This window comes from Williamsia sp. SKLECPSW1 (genome assembly GCF_054332755.1).
In genome coordinates, this window is the sequence record NZ_JBTGLI010000001.1 from 930,097 (window position 1) to 945,557 (window position 15,461).

Below are 15,461 nucleotides of genomic sequence, written 5' to 3' on the forward strand. Positions count from 1 at the left end.
GAGTCATCGTGGCGCCGCCTGGACGGCGACGGGGACCTCTGCCCGTCCCGGCCGCGACGCGGGGAAGGTCCGAGCCAGCAGGTCTCCGATCGACCCGAAGTCTACGTACGTGTCGGCGATGGTCGCGGTGGCCGGCTTCACCGCCCGGGTGATGGTCAGCAGGTCGGGTTGCAGTATCTGGATGTAGCCGCTCAACTTCTCGACGAGCTTCAAGATGGGTGGCCACTTGTCATAAGACGTGGAGGTGAACACGATGAACGCCCGCTGGATCCTCGCCAGCCCGTCGACCGCTGCAGGCGTGCGTACCGACGCTCTGCTGAGGACGCCACCGACGTTCGACATGAGGCCGAGGAGGAACTCGGCGTTGTCGGCGGTGACACGGACCGCCCCGTCCTTGCCGACGAAGTCGACCAGACGGCGCATCATGTCACCGATGGTGTCGAGGTCTCGCGATCGACCGTCGACAGCCGCCGCGATCGTCGAATCGATCGATGCGATCGACGCCGGGTCGAGCGCGTCGGCGACCGCGGACATCTTCGGGAGCACCTCGGGTACCGAGGTTGAGACGTGGACTGCGCTCGCGGGGATGACGTCGCCTCCCCGGAGATAACCACCTGCCGTCGTCGTGTTCGAGGGGACGAAGTTCACGTACTGCTCACCAGCCACCGACAGGTTCTGGATCGACATGACGGTGTCCCTGGGGATCTCGTGCGTCGAGTCGATCGACATGTCGACCACCAGCTGCGCTCCGTCGACATGGATCGACGTCACCTTTCCGACCGGGACGCCCTCCCACATCACCGGCGAGGTGTCGAGCAATCCACCCGAGCTGTCGATCCTTGCGGAGATGGTGTACGACGAGCGGGTCGGATCGACCCGTGCGACGTCGACGACCAGGTACGCCGTACCTATGACCAGGACGACGGCGAGCGCTACAAGCGACGCGAGAGTGCTACGGCTCACGGCATCATTCCGATCGATCTGAGGACGGCGACGAACGACCCGGCGTCACGTCGCGCGAGGTCGCGGCCGTCGATGGAGACATCCGACACGTTGACGTCCGGCCGGCCCACGAACGGGATGAGCTTGTCGCGGATGACGCGGGTCGCCTTGTCCGTGACGGCCTTGCTGTACAGGTCGGAGTTGGCGATCGACGCGATCACCGGCGCGATGGCTCCGACCGACTCCTTGATCCTCGTGTACTCCGGGTCGACGATCCTGCCCGCCGCGACCGCGAAGTCGCGCAGGTTCGCGATCAGCAGCGCCACGTCGATCAGTGAATAGCCCAGTCCGTAGAAATTGGTGCCGCCTTTGGTGAGCATCCGATCGGTGCCGGTCGGGTCGGCCAGGATGACTTTGAGCGTGCGATCGGCCGATTGCAGGACGACGTCGAGCTTGTCCGTGTTCGCCGACACCTGGGACACCGTCTGCAGAGTGGTGCGGTACAACGCGTCGAACTGGGCGGCGTCGGACGGGAATGTCGTGTTCAGCGTCGCGATGGCAGTGTGGATCTTGCCCAGTTCGCCACCCCCGAGGACGTTGGCCATCCCGCGCATCACGTCCTCGACATTCGCGGCCGGAGCGGTTCGGGACAACGGGATCACCGAGCCCGAGTGCAATGTCTGGGTGGTGGACGGCTGCGACGGCGGCAGGAGCGCGACGTAGATCTCGCCGAGAAGGGTGTCCTGGCGGAGTTCGGCTCGAGAATCCGCCGGCAACACAGCCTTGTCTTTGATCCGTGCGGTCACCACCGCGTGGCCGCGGTCGTAGTCGACGCTGTCGACCGCCCCCACCTCGGCGCCCTCGGAAAGCACCTTGGCCCGCGCAGGCAGGTTCAGTGCACTCGTGAACTCGATGCGAACGTCGTAGCCACCTTCGCCGGAGCCCCCCAGGGTCGGCGGGTTGTCCGCGCTGATACCGCATGACGCCACCAGTACTGCGAGAGTGACAAAGACGACTACAGCACCGGCTACGCGCCGTGATGCGTTGACTGTTCTGATCATCGAGATCGACCGCCGATCAATCCGGCGATGGTTGCACCCGATGCCGCTGTCTGGCATACCCCTCGTGCGGCCGGAGACCCGCACGCCCCGGCGACTCGAGCGAGAGGCACCGACGTCGCGAAGGCCTTCAGAATCGACTCCGAGTCAGGATGATCGACGATGAGCTTGGCTGTGCGTGCCGCGACTGTCGCCACCACGTTCGGCTGCTTGGCGGCGTTCGCGATGAGCGGGACAGCGGCGTCACCTATCGCGAAGATCGGCGGACCGAAATCCGAGGCGAGGCGCGACAGGATCGGGACGAAGGTGCCCGCGTATTCGGTCGCGGCGCCGAATGTCTGACCGAACGCGATGATCACCTCGATCGCACCGACGAAGTTGTCGAACAGCTGTGTCACCTCGGTACTGTTCTCCGTCGCGACCCCGGTCAGGGTGGCGAGATTAGACACGATGCGGCGGATCTGGCCGTCCCGCTTGGCGGGGTCGTCGATGAGGGCCGCCGAGTCCTTGATGATGCCGGAGACGTCACCTGCGGTTCCCTGCAGGTTCGCGGAGACGAGCTTGAGTGACTGCATGACAGCGTCGGTGTTGCGGCCGTTGTCCCGCACGAGGTCGTCGGACAGGTTGCTGATCGAGTCCAGTGTCTGACTGACACCCAGCGGAGTCCTGGTGCGCGACAGCGGGATGCACTCGTTCGAGTCGTATCGCGCCCCGCCGGCGAACGGTTTCGAGAACTCGATCTGCCTCTCGGTGACGATCGACAGTGACACCAACGTCGCGCCCACATCCGAGGGCAGCGGAACGTTCTTGTCGATCTTCATGTCGACTCGCACGCCCGGCTGATCGCCGTTCTGGTGGATACCCGTGACGCTTCCGACCTTTTTGCCGAGCATCGCGACCGCGTTTCCCGGATATAACCCCGACGCGTCGCCGAAGTCGGCGCACAGCGCCCGTGTGTCGTCGGCAGCCGACGTCCGCGCCACCACCACGCCGACGATCACCACCACGAGCACGAGGACCGCGGCCAGAGGAAGCAGAAGCCGTCGCTGCATGTCTGTCAGCACCTCACATCACCACTCGGGATACACAGCCGCACCGCGGGTTCGGCGGCGGGGCCCCCGACCGGAGCGTCCAACAGGACGCTCAGTCGCCGGGATATCTGATCCACCTGCGACAGAGCATTTGCGTAGCCGGGCATCTGATCGGACACTTTGGTCAACAGTCCCTTGAACTCCTGCACCGACGGCTCGATCCCGTCCCGGTACGCGACGATGGGCCGGGTCAGCAGCTTGAACAGGCGTCGTAGGTAGTCGAACCCGTCGCGGACGTTCTGTATGTCGGGCCCCAGGGTGCGGGCGAGGAAGCTGAGTTGCCGGAGGAAGTCGACGAGGACCTGCTTCCGGTCGGCCAGAGCCGCCACGTACTCGTCGGAGAGCGCCACCGTCTTGTCCAGTTGCCCGTACTGGCGTTCGAGCAGGTCCATCAGAGCGCTCGAGTTTCGCAGCGCGTCGGGGATGTCGGTGTTCCCGTTGGAGAACGCGCCCTGGAGCAGCGATGCAGTCCTGCGCAGATCGACACCACGCACATCTCGGAACACCGGTGTCGTCGTTTCCAGGGTGCTGGAGATGTCGTAGGTGCTCCCCGTCTGGGTGAGCGGGATCGCTCGGTCCAGGTTCGCTGGACCGCGCCCCGGGTCGAGGTCCAGAACTCGCCCGCCGATGGGGGTGATGAGACGCACGTTTGCAGTTGCATCCGAACGCAAGGCCACAGAAGTGGCCAGCCGGAACGTCACCGTGATGAATGTGCCGGTCAACTCGACGGTCGATACCTTGCCCTCGCGTATGCCGGCAATACGAACCTGATCACCCGGCTTCAACCCACCGGTGTTGACCAGCTGGGCGGAATACGTGCGCTGGCCCGGCGGCGCAACGTACACGACGCCCGCGATCACCAACCCGACCACGATGACCACCGTCACCACACCGGCGACGATGAGATCTCGCCGTCGTTGCGGGCGATGGTGCGGGCGGGTCCGAAACCACGACTTCACTGGCAGACCACCAATCGCTGTCCCATCAACGCGACCTGCGCCGTCCTCGGCAAGGTCATGGTTCCTCGAGAACACCCTGCGCCGGCTGCTGCGGGTGGGGCGTTCGACGCCGCGGAAAGAGCCTCGAGAACCGGCTTGAGCAGCACCGCGCCGTTCAGCAGCGCCTCGGAGTCACCGGGCTCTCGGGACAGTCGGCCGTAGATGGCATCGAAACTCGCGTCGTAGGTCGACTCCAGCTGCTCACCGCTGAGCACCGTCTTCGACAACGAGCGGTTCACCTCCCGGAGCGACGCACGGAGGCGGTCGCTCACCCGGCTGAAAGCGTCGACGATCGACCCCAGTTTGTCGATCAACTCGACGAGTTGGGCGGAGCGACCCTTCAGCTGGTCGGACACCTGACCGAGACTCGTGACGATGTTGGTGATGATCGACGTTCTCTGCGTCCCGTAGGCGGTGATGTTCGCGATCTGCCGCATCACCGGTGCGATACCGCGTCCATCCCCCTGGGCGACACGCAGCAGGTTGGATTGCAATTCGTTGATCTCGTTCGCGTTGAGCGTGTCGAACACCGGTTTGAAGCCGTTGAAGAGCGTCGACACATCGAACGAGGGGATCGTCTTGTCCAGAGCCACCTGGGCGATCGAGTTCGCCGACGAGCCCTGCGCAGCTCCGATGAGTTCGACATACCGCTGGCCGAGAAGATTCTGGTAACGGACTGCCGCGGTGGTCTGCGGTGTGATGGACACGTTGTCGTCCAGGTCGAACCGGACGAGTGCAGTCGAGCCTCTCAGCTCGACGTCGGTGACATATCCGACCTTGACACCTGCCAGGCGCACACCGTCGCGTGGCTTCAGTCCCGAAGCGTCGGAGAAGACCGCCGAGCGCTGACGCATCGACCCGTCGCCCGACGGTTGGAGCAGCGCGACGATCGTGTACGACAGGACGCCGATCACCGCGACAAAGGCGACGATCTTGAGAATCGTCGGTGTGATGGATCGAAGTGTCATCGCGTGGGCCCTCCCATCCCCAGCGCACTCTGCAGTGCCGGCGAGGTCTGGACGACCAGCGCAAGCTGCAGCTGAGCGCGCCCACCCACCATCGGCGTCGCCTTGTCGATGCTGTCGAGGATCTGCGGGATGGTGTAAATGGTTCGCACCAACCCCGAGGCCGAGCGAGCGACCGGCCTGGCGAGGTCGAGTCCGACGTCGAGCAGCGAGCTCAGTGCCGGGTAATTCTTGGTCAGCAGGCCGCCCAGCGCACCGAACAAGACTTTTCCGGTGTCGTTCAGGTTGCTCTTCGTGCGGGCGATGTTCTGCTGTGAGGCGAAGAAGTCTGCGATGTCCACGTTCTTCAGCACGCCAGGTACAAATGGCGTCATGAAGTCGGCGACACCGTTGGACAGGTCGGCAGCGATGGCGAGGTCGGCGCCCACCGGCCGCCGTTGAACCTCTCGTGTCAGCTGCGCGATCTCGAACACGAGCTTGCCGGTGTCCGCGAGCGTCTGTGAGTCGTCGACCACGAACTTCACCACGGCGTTGAACGACGGCTGATCAAGCGCCTCGACAAGGGTGGAGATCTTGCGGATCAGGGTCGAGACCGACGTCTGTTCAGATTGCTGTCGGTTCACGTACACCGTGCCGCCGTTGCGCACGCGCGGTCCGTGGCCCGGATCGAGGATCTCCAGCGCGGTGGGCCCCAGCGCGTTGGCGGACGTGTAGTTCACGCTCAACCCTTGTCGTAACTGCAAGTCGTCGCGCGAGCCCGTGAAGTCCACCGTGAGTGTGGCTCCGCGATCGCGGACCACGACATCGGAGACCTTTCCCACGGTGTATCCGAGGTACTTCACCTCCGAACCGCTCTTCAGGCCGTCGCCGATCGTGTCCGTGTTTATCGTCAGCGTCGACGTGTTGGTGTAGTCGCCGTTCGCGTTCCCGATGAGGAAGTACGCCGCGGTCACGCCGACGACGATGAGGATGAGGCCGCGAACGATCAGGTTCCGGCGCGACGGAGCGCGGCCAGACGGGTCTTGGAACACTGCCACCTGATCGCCGCCTATCCCGAGATCCGCACGCCGGAGTCGAATCCCCACATCAGGAGAGTCAAGATCATGTCCTCCACGACGATGATGATGAGACTGCTGCGGATCGCCCGCCCCGACGCTCTGCCGACGCCCTCGGCCCCACCGGTCGCGTAGTAACCCTGGTAGCTGTGCACGATGACCACGGAGACCACGAACACGAGGACCTTGATGAGCGAGAAGACCAGGTCCTGCGGTTTGAGGAACTCGTTGAAGTAGAAGTCGTAAGTGCCCCCGGACTGACCGTGGACCTGGGTGACGACCAGCTTGGCTGCGAAGAAGCCGAGGATGAGGGTCACGATGTAGAGCGGGATGACTGTCGTTATTGCTGCGACGACACGGGTGCTCACCACGAACGGGATCGGCCGGACGGCCATCGACTCCAATGCGTCGATCTCCTCGGCGATGCGCATCGACCCGATCTCCGCGGTGAGCCGGCACCCAGCCTGCGCCGCGAACCCTATACCGGCGATGATGGGTGCGAGTTCGCGAGTGTTTGCATAGGACGAGAGGAAGCCTGTCAGCGACCCCATCCCGACGAGGTCCAGCGATGCGTATCCCTGGATGCCGATCGACGCGCCGACCGCGATGCCGAGAATGGCGAGCACGATGGCGGTGCCACCTCCGACGAGGATCGCACCCCGTCCCCACGCGAACTCCTGGATGTAGAGCATCGTCTGACGGCGATAGGAAGTCGCAACGTGCCTGATACCGCCTGCCGTCTCGATCACGAATGTGCTCACGTGTCCCAGTTGCTCAGGCACGTCGGCGAATGGACCGAGCGTCTTTCCGGCAATCTGTGTCAGCGTCGGGAATTTGTTGGATGGAACGGTGGTCACGCGATGGTCCTCATCCGATGGTCTGCGGGATGAACATGGTGGTGAGCTGGGTGACGAACACGTTGATGACGAAACATGCGACCACACCGAGCACCACGGTCGCGTTGACCGAGGTGGCCACCCCCTTCGGTCCGCCCTTCGTCGACAAACCGCGGTGACACGCGATGGAGACCACCACGAGACCGAAGATCAAGGACTTCACGAGTGCCACGACGACGTCGGTGACCGACGCGAACGACGCGAAAGACGCGACGTAGCTACCGGCCGTGATGCCCTGGACGTTGACGCTGATGAGGTACCCGGCCAGGAGTCCGGTGAACACGATCAGCATGCACAGCAGCGGAGCGACGAACAGCACCGAGGCGAATCGCGGAGCCACGACGCGGCGGATCGGGTTCAGCCCGATCGTTTCCATCGCCGCGATCTCCTCCCTGATCGTGCGTGCGCCCAGATCGGAGGCGATCGCCGAACCGGCCGCTCCGCCGAGGAGGAGCGCGGTGACGATCGGCGCTCCCTGCTGGATGATCCCCAGGCCGCCGGCGGCACCCGCGATGGACGTCGCGCCGACCTGCTGGGTGAGACTGCCGACCTGGACCGACACGATCACGCCGAAGGGAACCGCCACCAGGATGGCCGGGAGCGTGGTGACGGTGATCACGAACCACGTCTGGGTCACGAACTCCCTGAAGGGGAAGCGCGCGGCGACGATGTCGCCGATCGCCCATCGAAGTGCTTGCCCGGCGAGGCCGATGGTGCTGCCGAACGTCGCCGCACCGTCGACCGCGCGGTCACTGATCCGTGTGGTGATCACCGTCTCCCGTCGTCACGATAATGGACCAGGTCACCCTGGAATGCGTTCAGCACAGTATCAGGTACTTGGCGTATTACCTACGTTCTCACAGATCGGTCTCGCGGTCGCCGCGTTTCGACGAGCCGGTACCGGAGTCGGCGACATCAGTCTGCGAAGGTGCTTCGTCGTCGTCGGCTACCGTCATGGCGCATGAAGGCCCATCGGCGTGTTCCCAACCCCGTGCTGCAGCTGGTGATCGACAGACCCCGCATGGCGGTTCCGCGGACTTATCCGTTGTCGCGCTGGCGATCTCGAGCAGACGACCTGAACGGACAATCCGTGTTGGTGACCGGCGCCTCGTCAGGTATCGGCGCCGCGACGGCTGCGAGTCTTGCGCGGCGCGGCGCGCACGTGCTCGTGGCTTCGAGACGCACCAGCGAGTTGGACGATGTCGTCGCACGCATACATCGCGACGGAGGAAGTGCATCCGCCTGGCCGGTCGACTTGTCCGATCGTGTCGCCACGGAACGGATGATCGGGGACGTGCTCGACAAACACGGGTGCCCCGACATCGTCGTCAACAACGCGGGCCGGTCCATTCGTCGACATGTGCTCGAGTCGACCGACCGTCTCCACGACTTCGATCGCACGCTGGCGCTGAACTATCTCGCACCCGTTCAGTTGACACTCGGATTCCTTCCGGCGATGAAGGAACGGGGCCGCGGACACTTCATCAACGTGTCGACCTGCGGGATTCCTATAGGCGCCATGCCGATGTTCTCGGCATATGCGGGTTCAAAGGGGGCCTTGACGGCATTCAGCAGGGCAGTTGCCTCCGACCTGCGTGGAACCGGGGTGGCGGTGACCCTCGTCTACTTCCCTCTGGTCCGGACCGCGATGATCGCGCCCACCGCCGACTACGCTGAGGCCCCGGCGATAACTCCCGAGGCAGCCGCCGACTGGATCGTTCACGCGGCCTCGCGGCGCGGCGCGGAGGTGATCCCGGTGATGGCCTCGTTCATGCGAGGCCTCGGCGCTCTCTCGCCGGTGGCTGCGGACTGGCTTGCCGCCAGAGGCGCACCCTGACACGAGGGACGTGCGCCGTCCTGCTGATCATGCCCGAGTGGACCCTGAACCGCCCCGACGCTGGCGGGCGAACTCGGCGAGGACGACGCCCGCGGCGACGGAGGCGTTGAGGCTCTCGACGGGACCCGACATCGGTATCGACAGGATCGAGTCGCACGACTCGCGCACCAGCCGCGAGAGCCCCTTGCCCTCGGACCCGACGACGACGACGGTCGGGCCGGTGCCGTCGTACTCGTCGAGGGTGACGTCACCGTCCGCGTCGAGTCCGACGAGCTGCGCACCGTCGGCAGCCCAGTCCTTCAGCGTGCGGGTGAGATTCGGCGCCTGGGCCACCGGGAGCCGCGCTGCGGCGCCGGCACTGGTCCGCCACGCGACCGCGGTGACGCTGGCACTGCGACGTTGCGGGATCACCACGCCGTGCCCGCCGAACGCGGCCACGGACCGGATCACCGCACCGAGGTTGCGGGGGTCGGTGATGTTGTCGAGCGCGACCAGCAGCGGCGGCGTGCCGCTGTCGACGGCGGCGCGCATGACGTCGTCGGGGTGGGCGTAGGTGTAGGCAGGCACCTGCAGCCCGACACCCTGGTGAAGGCCGTTGGCGCTGAACCGATCCAGCTCGGCGCGGCTCGCCTCGAGGATCGCGATCCCCTTATCGCCGGCGATCGCGACCGCCTCGGACAAGCGCTCGTCGGGGTTGCCACCCACCTGGACGTACAGCGCGGTCGCGGGCACGCCCGCGCGCAGGCACTCCACGACCGGGTTGCGCCCGACCACGTACTCGGGACCGTCCTCGTCACGACGACGGGTGGTGGACCGGCCACCCCGGCCGGCGGGTGCGGCCTTCGACGCGGCCTTGGCCCGCTTGTGGGCGGCGTGGTACGGCCGGTCCTCGGCCTTCGGCGTGGCGCCACGGCCCTCCAGGCCGCGACGACGATTGCCGCCCGACCCTGCGACCTGCCCCTTCTTCGACCCGGTCTTGCGGACCGCGCCCTTGCGTTGCGAGTTGCCGGCCATCACTGCCCCTTCAGGTTCCACTGCGGGCCGTCGGGGGTGTCGGTCACCTCGACACCGGCGGCGGCCAACCGGTCCCGCACGGCATCGGCGGTCGCGTAGTCCTTCTCGGCCCGTGCGGCGGTCCGTCGCTCGAGCTCCGCCCGCACCAGCACGTCGAGCGCGGACATCGCCTGCGAGTCGTCGCCGGCGCTCTCCCATCGCGGGTCGAGCGGGTCGACACCAAGGATCGCGGTCATCGCCCGCACCGCTGCCGCGACCTCGAGAGCTCCTGCGGCGTCGCCCGATTCGGCGGCCGAGTTCCCCTGTCGGACCGACGCGTGGATCTCAGCGAGCGCGGCAGGCACCCCGAGGTCGTCGTCGAGCGCGGCCGCGAATCCGTCTGTCACGCCGCCGATCTGAACGTCACCGAACCGCGACCGCACCCGGTGGACGAAGCTCTCGATCCGGCGGTATCCCGCGGCGGCCTCGGTCAGCGCGCCGTCGGAGTACTCCAGCATCGAGCGGTAGTGCGCACTCCCGAGGTAGTAGCGGAGTTCGACCGGTCGCACACGCTGGATCATCGCCGGGGTCGACACGACGTTGCCGAGCGACTTGCTCATCTTCTCGCCGCCCATGGTGACCCAGCCGTTGTGCAGCCAGTACCGCGCGAAACCGTCTCCGGCGCCGTGGGACTGGGCGATCTCGTTCTCGTGGTGCGGGAAGATCAGATCCATCCCGCCGCAGTGGATGTCGAACTCGGCACCGAGCAGCGACGTCGCCATCGCCGAGCACTCGAGATGCCAGCCCGGTCGGCCGGGTCCCCACGGCGTCGGCCACGACGGCTCACCCGGCTTGGCGGCCTTCCACAGGGTGAAGTCCCGCTCGTCACGCTTGCCGGTGCCCGCGCTCTCGCCCTGATGCACGTCGTCGAGGCGATGCCCGGACAGCGCCCCGTACTCCGGCAGGCTCCGCACGTCGAAGTAGACGTTGCCGTCGGAGGCGTAGGCATGCCCGCGGTCGATCAGGCGCTCGATGTAGGTGACCATCTGCGTGATGAAGCCCGTCGCCCGCGGTTCCGCGGACGGCGGCAGCACCCCGAGGGCGTCGTAGGCCGACGAGAACTCCCGTTCGTGCGTCGCCGCCCACTCCCACCACGGCCGGCCCGCGTCGGCGGCCTTGGTGAGGATCTTGTCGTCGATGTCGGTGACGTTCCGGACGAACCGCACGTCGAGACCCGAGTGCGCGAGCCAGCGGCGGAGGATGTCGAACGCGATGCCGCTGCGGACGTGTCCGATGTGCGGGACGCCCTGGACCGTCGCGCCGCACAGGTAGACCGACGCCTCGCCCGCACGCAGCGGCTCGAAGTCACGCAGCTCGCGCGCGGCGAAGTCGTACAGGCGAAGGGTCACGTGCGGCGATCCTACTGGAGAGATGCCTGTGGTCGTGGCGGTCGCTCAGGCCCCGCGGGCGACGAGCAGTGCGGTCGCGACGGCGGCGATGCCCTCACCCCGTCCGGTGAGGCCCAGGCCGTCGGTGGTGGTCGCCGACACCGACACCGGCCCGCCGAGGAGGTCGGTGAGCAGTGTCTGCGCCTCGTGGCGCCGGGGTCCGATCTTCGGGCGGTTGCCGATGACCTGCACCGCGGCGTTCCCCACGTCCCAGCCGGCGTCGGTGACGAGGCCACGGACGTGGGTGAGCATGGTGGCGCCGTCGACCCCGTCCCACTCGGGTCGCCCGGTGCCGAACACCGCGCCCAGGTCACCGAGACCCGCGGCCGAGAGGAGTGCGTCGCACAGCGCGTGGATGCCGACGTCGCCGTCGGAATGGCCCTCGCAGCCGTCGTCGTCGGGGAAGTGCAGTCCCACCATCCAGCAGGGTTTGCCCGGCTGGACGGGATGGACGTCGGTGCCGATGCCGACCCGCATGCCGGTCATGTCGACGCCGCGGCCGCGCCCTGCGCGCAGAGCATGCGGGCCAGTCGGAGGTCCCACTCGGTGGTGATCTTGAAGGCCATCAGGTCGCCGTCGACCACGTGGACCGGGGTCCCGAGCGCCTCGGCGAGGCCGGCGTCGTCGGTGGCGTCGCCGCTCGACGCATGGGCGCGGACCAGGGCCTCGGGCCGGAAACCCTGGGGGGTCTGGACGGCGCGCAGCGGGCCTCGGTCGACCGTCGCGACGACGGTGCCGTCGCCGTCGACCTGCTTGAGGGTGTCGGTGACCGGGACGACGGGGATGACGACGTCGTGGCCGGCGAGAACGGCGTCGACGACCCGTGCGAACACCGCAGGCGGTGTCAGGGCACGGGCGGCGTCGTGGACGAGGACGACGTCGGGTTCGGCGGCACCGGAGCCGACGGTCGCGGCGAGGCACGCGCGGACTGAGTCACTGCGCACCGATCCACCGACCACCACGTGGGCGTCGGGCAGATCGGAACGGGTGACGTCGACGAGATCGGCCGGGACGGCGACCACGACCTGGTCGACCCCGGCGGCGAGCACACCGTCGACGCAACGCCGGAGGATGGTGCGGCCGCCGAGGTCGACGAATGCTTTGGGCATCCCCGCGCCGAGTCGGGTCCCCGACCCGGCAGCAGGGATCAACGCCACCGTCGAGGCGGCGGACGTCATGGTCTCGCTGTCCGTCAGGACGCGGCGGCGAGAACCTCGTCGAGCATGGTCGACGCCTTGGCCTCGTCGGTGCCCTGGGCGAGCGACAGCTCGTCGACGAGGACGCGACGGGCACGGGTCAGCATCCGCTTCTCACCGGCGGACAGACCACGATCCTGCTCACGACGCCACAGGTCGCGGACGATCTCCGACACCTTGATGATGTCGCCGGAGATGAGCTTCTCCTGGTTGGCCTTGAAGCGACGGGCCCAGTTGGTGGGCTCCTCGGTGTGCGGGGCACGCAGGACGTCGAACACCTTGCCGAGACCCTCCTCGCCCACGACGTCGCGGACTCCGACGTACTCGAGCTTGGTGGACGGGATCTGGACGGTCATGTCACCATCGGCGATCTTGAGGACGAGGTACTCCACCTGCTCACCCTTGATGGTGCGGACCACGATGTCTTCGACCTTCGCAGCTCCGTGGTGGGGGTATACGACGGTGTCACCGACTTTGAAATTCACTGTTCACTAGCCCCTTTCGATGGGGCCAGTCTAGCACGGGGGTGTTCCGTGCATCACACAACGGTGCAGGTCAGGGGCCTACCAGCAGCGATCGCCACACGGAGAGCCCCCGGGGGGAGCCCACACGGGCGTCACGGACACGCCGTCGGACACCCCGCAGCGGCCCGGGCGGCACCGGGCGACAACCTGTTTGCGCACCCGCGGCACCGGCGACGGCCCGCAGCCACTACGCTCCGTAGTGCATCGTCGGCGTGACCCGCACGGGTCCTTCAGGCTGAAGAGGAATCCCGGTGGCAGAGCAGTCCCCCGCCCAGGTCGCCCGCTCACAGCGGGTCGTCGCCCGTCTGACCTCGCCCCACGGCGTCGCACGCGCCGTCGCCGCGGCCGCCATCGGATCGGCTGTCGTGTTCGGCGTCGGCGCCTGTGGCGCCGGCCAGATCTCGCAGACCGCCGGTCAGGAGGCCGCCGTCAACGGCAACGCCGCCGGTGTCGGGCAGCTCGCCCTGCGCGACGTCCACATCGTCTACCCGAAGGTCAACGCCGACGACGCCTTCGTCAACGGCGGACCGTTCGAGATGGCGTTCCTGATCTCGAACAACAGCGCCTACCAGGACGACACCCTGGAGTCGATCAGCGTGCCCGGCGGCGGCAGCGCCACCATCACCGGCAGCCGCGCACTCCCGGCCACCAAGTCCCTGCGCGCCGGCCAGCCGTCGCAGCTGCTCACCGCGGCTCCCGCGGCGTCGGTCGCCGAATCCGCGGAGGGGTCGGCCGGGAACTCCGCAGACCCGAGCGAGAACCGCATCACCGTCACCCTCACCGGCATGGGCACCAAGGTCCGCCCGGGCCTCACCGTCCCGCTCGAGTTCACCTTCCAGCGCGCCGGGAAGATCACCGTCCGGGTCCCCGTCGACGCCGGTTCCGAGAACGGCCGCCGCGACTCGCAGTTCCTCAACCGCGAGAACGCCGAGGCCACCGAGCAGAACGAGCGGACCAACGCCGGCAGCGAGGCCGAGTCCGGCCTCGGCAACTACGGCTCGAACAAGCCGAACAACGGGTCCGGCGGCACCACGGGCTGACGCCCGCCCGCACTGTCGGCCCCCGCCGATAGGGTCACGCCGTGGCCAAACCCCGTCCGAGCTATCGATGCACCGCCTGCGGCGCGCGCGCCGCGAAATGGGTGGGCCGATGCCCCGAGTGCGGGGAGTGGGGCACGGTCGACGAGGCACCCACGGTCGCCACGGGTCGCCCCGGTTCCACCAGCTCGGCACCCGCGTCCCCGGCCCGCCGCATCACCGAGATCGACGCGACGTCGGCCGGCGCGTTGCCGTCCGGGATCGGTGAACTCGACCGCGTCCTCGGGGGCGGAGTCGTACCGGGATCGGTGGTGCTGCTCGCCGGTGAGCCCGGTGTCGGCAAGTCGACGCTGCTGTTGGAGACGGTGAAGCGCTGGGCCGAACAGGGTCGCCGCGCGCTCTACGTCACCGGCGAGGAGTCGGCCGCGCAGGTGCGGCTGCGCGCCGAACGCACCGGCGCCGTCCACGCCGAGGTGTTCCTCGCCGCCGAGACCGACCTCGACACCGTCCTCGGGCACGCCGAGCAGGTCGCGCCGACGCTGATGATCGTCGACTCGGTGCAGACGATGATCGCCGGCGGCGCCGACGGCGTGAACGGCGGCGTCACCCAGATCCGTTCCGTCACCACCGCTCTCACCTCGCTGGCCAAGAACACCGGGATCTCGGTGGTCCTCGTCGGACACGTGACGAAGGAGGGCGCCGTCGCCGGACCCCGGACCCTGGAGCACATGGTCGACGTCGTGCTGGCGTTCGAGGGCGACAAGCACTCCGCGCTGCGGATGGTGCGCGGGATCAAGAACCGCTTCGGGGCGTCCGACGAGGTGGGGTGTTTCGAGCAGCGGGGCGACGGTATCCATGAAGTGCCCGACCCGACAGGACTGTTCCTGCACCACCGCGACGACGACGTCCCCGGCACCGCCATCACCGTCGCGATGGACGGCCGACGGCCCATGGTCGCCGAGGTCCAGGCGCTCGTCACCGACACCCACATGGCGTCGCCCCGTCGCGCCGTCAGCGGCCTCGACTCGTCGCGGGTCGCGATGATCCTCGCGGTGCTCGAGGGGCGCATCGCGGTGAAGGTGTCCGACGTCGAGGTGTACGTCGCGACCGTCGGCGGGATGAAGATCACCGAACCCGCGGCCGATCTCGCGATCGCACTGGCCGTCGGGTCGATCCGCCGCATGAAGGCCCTCCCCCGGTCCACCGTCGCCATCGGCGAGGTGGGTCTCGCCGGCGAGGTGCGTCGGGTCAGCGCCATCGGACGTCGCGTCGCCGAGGCCAAACGCCTCGGCTTCCGGCACGCGATCGTCCCCGCCGGATCCGACGACCTCCCGTCGGGCATCAGGATCACCCAGGTCGCCGACCTCCACGAGGCCGTCCGCGCCGCCCTCGTCACCTCGGTCGACGCCTTCTCGTTCTGA

At 67.5% G+C, this 15,461-nt stretch carries 16 protein-coding genes; 3 read left to right on the forward strand and 13 right to left on the reverse strand.

Annotated features, from left to right (window positions below):
* Positions 1-3: 3 nt before the first annotated feature.
* The 8 genes from ACXVUM_RS04135 to ACXVUM_RS04170 are packed head-to-tail and all read right to left on the reverse strand — an operon-like array spanning position 4 to position 7,762.
* The gene (locus ACXVUM_RS04135; protein WP_458520578.1) at positions 4-963 is read right to left on the reverse strand and encodes an MlaD family protein; all 960 of its coding nucleotides are present in this window, start codon (positions 961-963) and stop codon (positions 4-6) included.
* Positions 960-2,003 (reverse strand): MlaD family protein, encoded by a 1,044-nt coding sequence (locus ACXVUM_RS04140; RefSeq protein WP_458520579.1) that lies wholly within the window; start codon positions 2,001-2,003, stop codon positions 960-962. The genes ACXVUM_RS04135 and ACXVUM_RS04140 overlap by 4 nt, the downstream gene beginning before the upstream one ends.
* Positions 2,000-3,064: an MlaD family protein gene (locus ACXVUM_RS04145; protein WP_458520580.1), complete on the reverse strand. Its 1,065-nt coding sequence runs from the start codon at positions 3,062-3,064 to the stop codon at positions 2,000-2,002. Before ACXVUM_RS04145 ends, ACXVUM_RS04140 begins: the two co-directional genes overlap by 4 nt.
* Entirely contained in the window at positions 3,058-4,050 is a 993-nt protein-coding gene (locus ACXVUM_RS04150; protein ID WP_458522774.1) for an MlaD family protein, read from the reverse strand. The genes ACXVUM_RS04145 and ACXVUM_RS04150 overlap by 7 nt, the downstream gene beginning before the upstream one ends.
* Positions 4,047-5,057: an MlaD family protein gene (locus ACXVUM_RS04155; RefSeq protein ID WP_458520581.1), complete on the reverse strand. Its 1,011-nt coding sequence runs from the start codon at positions 5,055-5,057 to the stop codon at positions 4,047-4,049. The genes ACXVUM_RS04150 and ACXVUM_RS04155 overlap by 4 nt, the downstream gene beginning before the upstream one ends.
* On the reverse strand, positions 5,054-6,091 hold the full coding sequence (locus ACXVUM_RS04160; RefSeq protein ID WP_458522775.1) for an MlaD family protein: 1,038 nt from the start codon (positions 6,089-6,091) through the stop codon (positions 5,054-5,056). Before ACXVUM_RS04160 ends, ACXVUM_RS04155 begins: the two co-directional genes overlap by 4 nt.
* Before the next feature lie 11 nt (positions 6,092-6,102).
* Positions 6,103-6,966: an ABC transporter permease gene (locus ACXVUM_RS04165; protein ID WP_458520582.1), complete on the reverse strand. Its 864-nt coding sequence runs from the start codon at positions 6,964-6,966 to the stop codon at positions 6,103-6,105.
* Between the two features lie 10 nt (positions 6,967-6,976).
* The gene (locus ACXVUM_RS04170) at positions 6,977-7,762 is read right to left on the reverse strand and encodes an MlaE family ABC transporter permease (RefSeq protein WP_458522776.1); all 786 of its coding nucleotides are present in this window, start codon (positions 7,760-7,762) and stop codon (positions 6,977-6,979) included.
* 204 nt (positions 7,763-7,966) lie between these two features.
* Between ACXVUM_RS04170 and ACXVUM_RS04175 the strand changes: the two genes are divergently transcribed.
* On the forward strand, positions 7,967-8,842 hold the full coding sequence (locus tag ACXVUM_RS04175; protein WP_458520583.1) for an SDR family NAD(P)-dependent oxidoreductase: 876 nt from the start codon (positions 7,967-7,969) through the stop codon (positions 8,840-8,842).
* A gap of 27 nt (positions 8,843-8,869) precedes the next feature.
* On the opposite strand, the gene rlmB is transcribed toward ACXVUM_RS04175, so the two are convergent.
* From rlmB to ACXVUM_RS04200, 5 genes are read right to left on the reverse strand one after another with little or no spacing between them, the layout of a single operon-like run.
* The gene (gene rlmB / locus ACXVUM_RS04180; protein WP_458520584.1) at positions 8,870-9,856 is read right to left on the reverse strand and encodes a 23S rRNA (guanosine(2251)-2'-O)-methyltransferase RlmB; all 987 of its coding nucleotides are present in this window, start codon (positions 9,854-9,856) and stop codon (positions 8,870-8,872) included.
* A complete protein-coding gene (gene cysS / locus ACXVUM_RS04185) occupies positions 9,856-11,244 on the reverse strand; it encodes a cysteine--tRNA ligase (protein WP_458520585.1) in 1,389 nt (462 codons plus the stop codon). The genes rlmB and cysS overlap by 1 nt, the downstream gene beginning before the upstream one ends.
* A gap of 45 nt (positions 11,245-11,289) precedes the next feature.
* Complete coding sequence (gene ispF, locus ACXVUM_RS04190; RefSeq protein WP_458520586.1) at positions 11,290-11,769, reverse strand: 2-C-methyl-D-erythritol 2,4-cyclodiphosphate synthase; 480 nt, start codon at positions 11,767-11,769, stop codon at positions 11,290-11,292.
* Positions 11,766-12,461, reverse strand: a complete 696-nt coding sequence (gene ispD / locus ACXVUM_RS04195; protein WP_458520587.1) for a 2-C-methyl-D-erythritol 4-phosphate cytidylyltransferase — start codon at positions 12,459-12,461, stop codon at positions 11,766-11,768. The genes ispF and ispD overlap by 4 nt, the downstream gene beginning before the upstream one ends.
* Positions 12,462-12,475: 14 nt before the next feature.
* The gene (locus tag ACXVUM_RS04200) at positions 12,476-12,964 is read right to left on the reverse strand and encodes a CarD family transcriptional regulator (protein WP_458520588.1); all 489 of its coding nucleotides are present in this window, start codon (positions 12,962-12,964) and stop codon (positions 12,476-12,478) included.
* Between the two features lie 290 nt (positions 12,965-13,254).
* Here ACXVUM_RS04200 and ACXVUM_RS04205 point away from each other — a divergent pair, with 290 nt between their 5' ends.
* The gene (locus ACXVUM_RS04205; RefSeq protein ID WP_458520589.1) at positions 13,255-14,043 is read left to right on the forward strand and encodes a hypothetical protein; all 789 of its coding nucleotides are present in this window, start codon (positions 13,255-13,257) and stop codon (positions 14,041-14,043) included.
* 41 nt (positions 14,044-14,084) lie between these two features.
* Positions 14,085-15,461 (forward strand): DNA repair protein RadA, encoded by a 1,377-nt coding sequence (gene radA, locus ACXVUM_RS04210; protein WP_458520590.1) that lies wholly within the window; start codon positions 14,085-14,087, stop codon positions 15,459-15,461.

Bases quoted from the DNA above. Each gene is read 5' to 3' on its own strand.
- ACXVUM_RS04175 (WP_458520583.1), top strand. From the start codon at position 7,967: ATGAAGGCCCATCGGCGTGTTCCCAACCCCGTGCTGCAGCTGGTGATC.
- rlmB (WP_458520584.1), bottom strand. From the start codon at position 9,856: ATGGCCGGCAACTCGCAACGCAAGGGCGCGGTCCGCAAGACCGGGTCG.
- ispD (WP_458520587.1), bottom strand. From the start codon at position 12,461: ATGACGTCCGCCGCCTCGACGGTGGCGTTGATCCCTGCTGCCGGGTCG.
- ispF (WP_458520586.1), bottom strand. From the start codon at position 11,769: ATGACCGGCATGCGGGTCGGCATCGGCACCGACGTCCATCCCGTCCAG.
- ACXVUM_RS04155 (WP_458520581.1), bottom strand. From the start codon at position 5,057: ATGACACTTCGATCCATCACACCGACGATTCTCAAGATCGTCGCCTTT.
- ACXVUM_RS04140 (WP_458520579.1), bottom strand. From the start codon at position 2,003: ATGATCAGAACAGTCAACGCATCACGGCGCGTAGCCGGTGCTGTAGTC.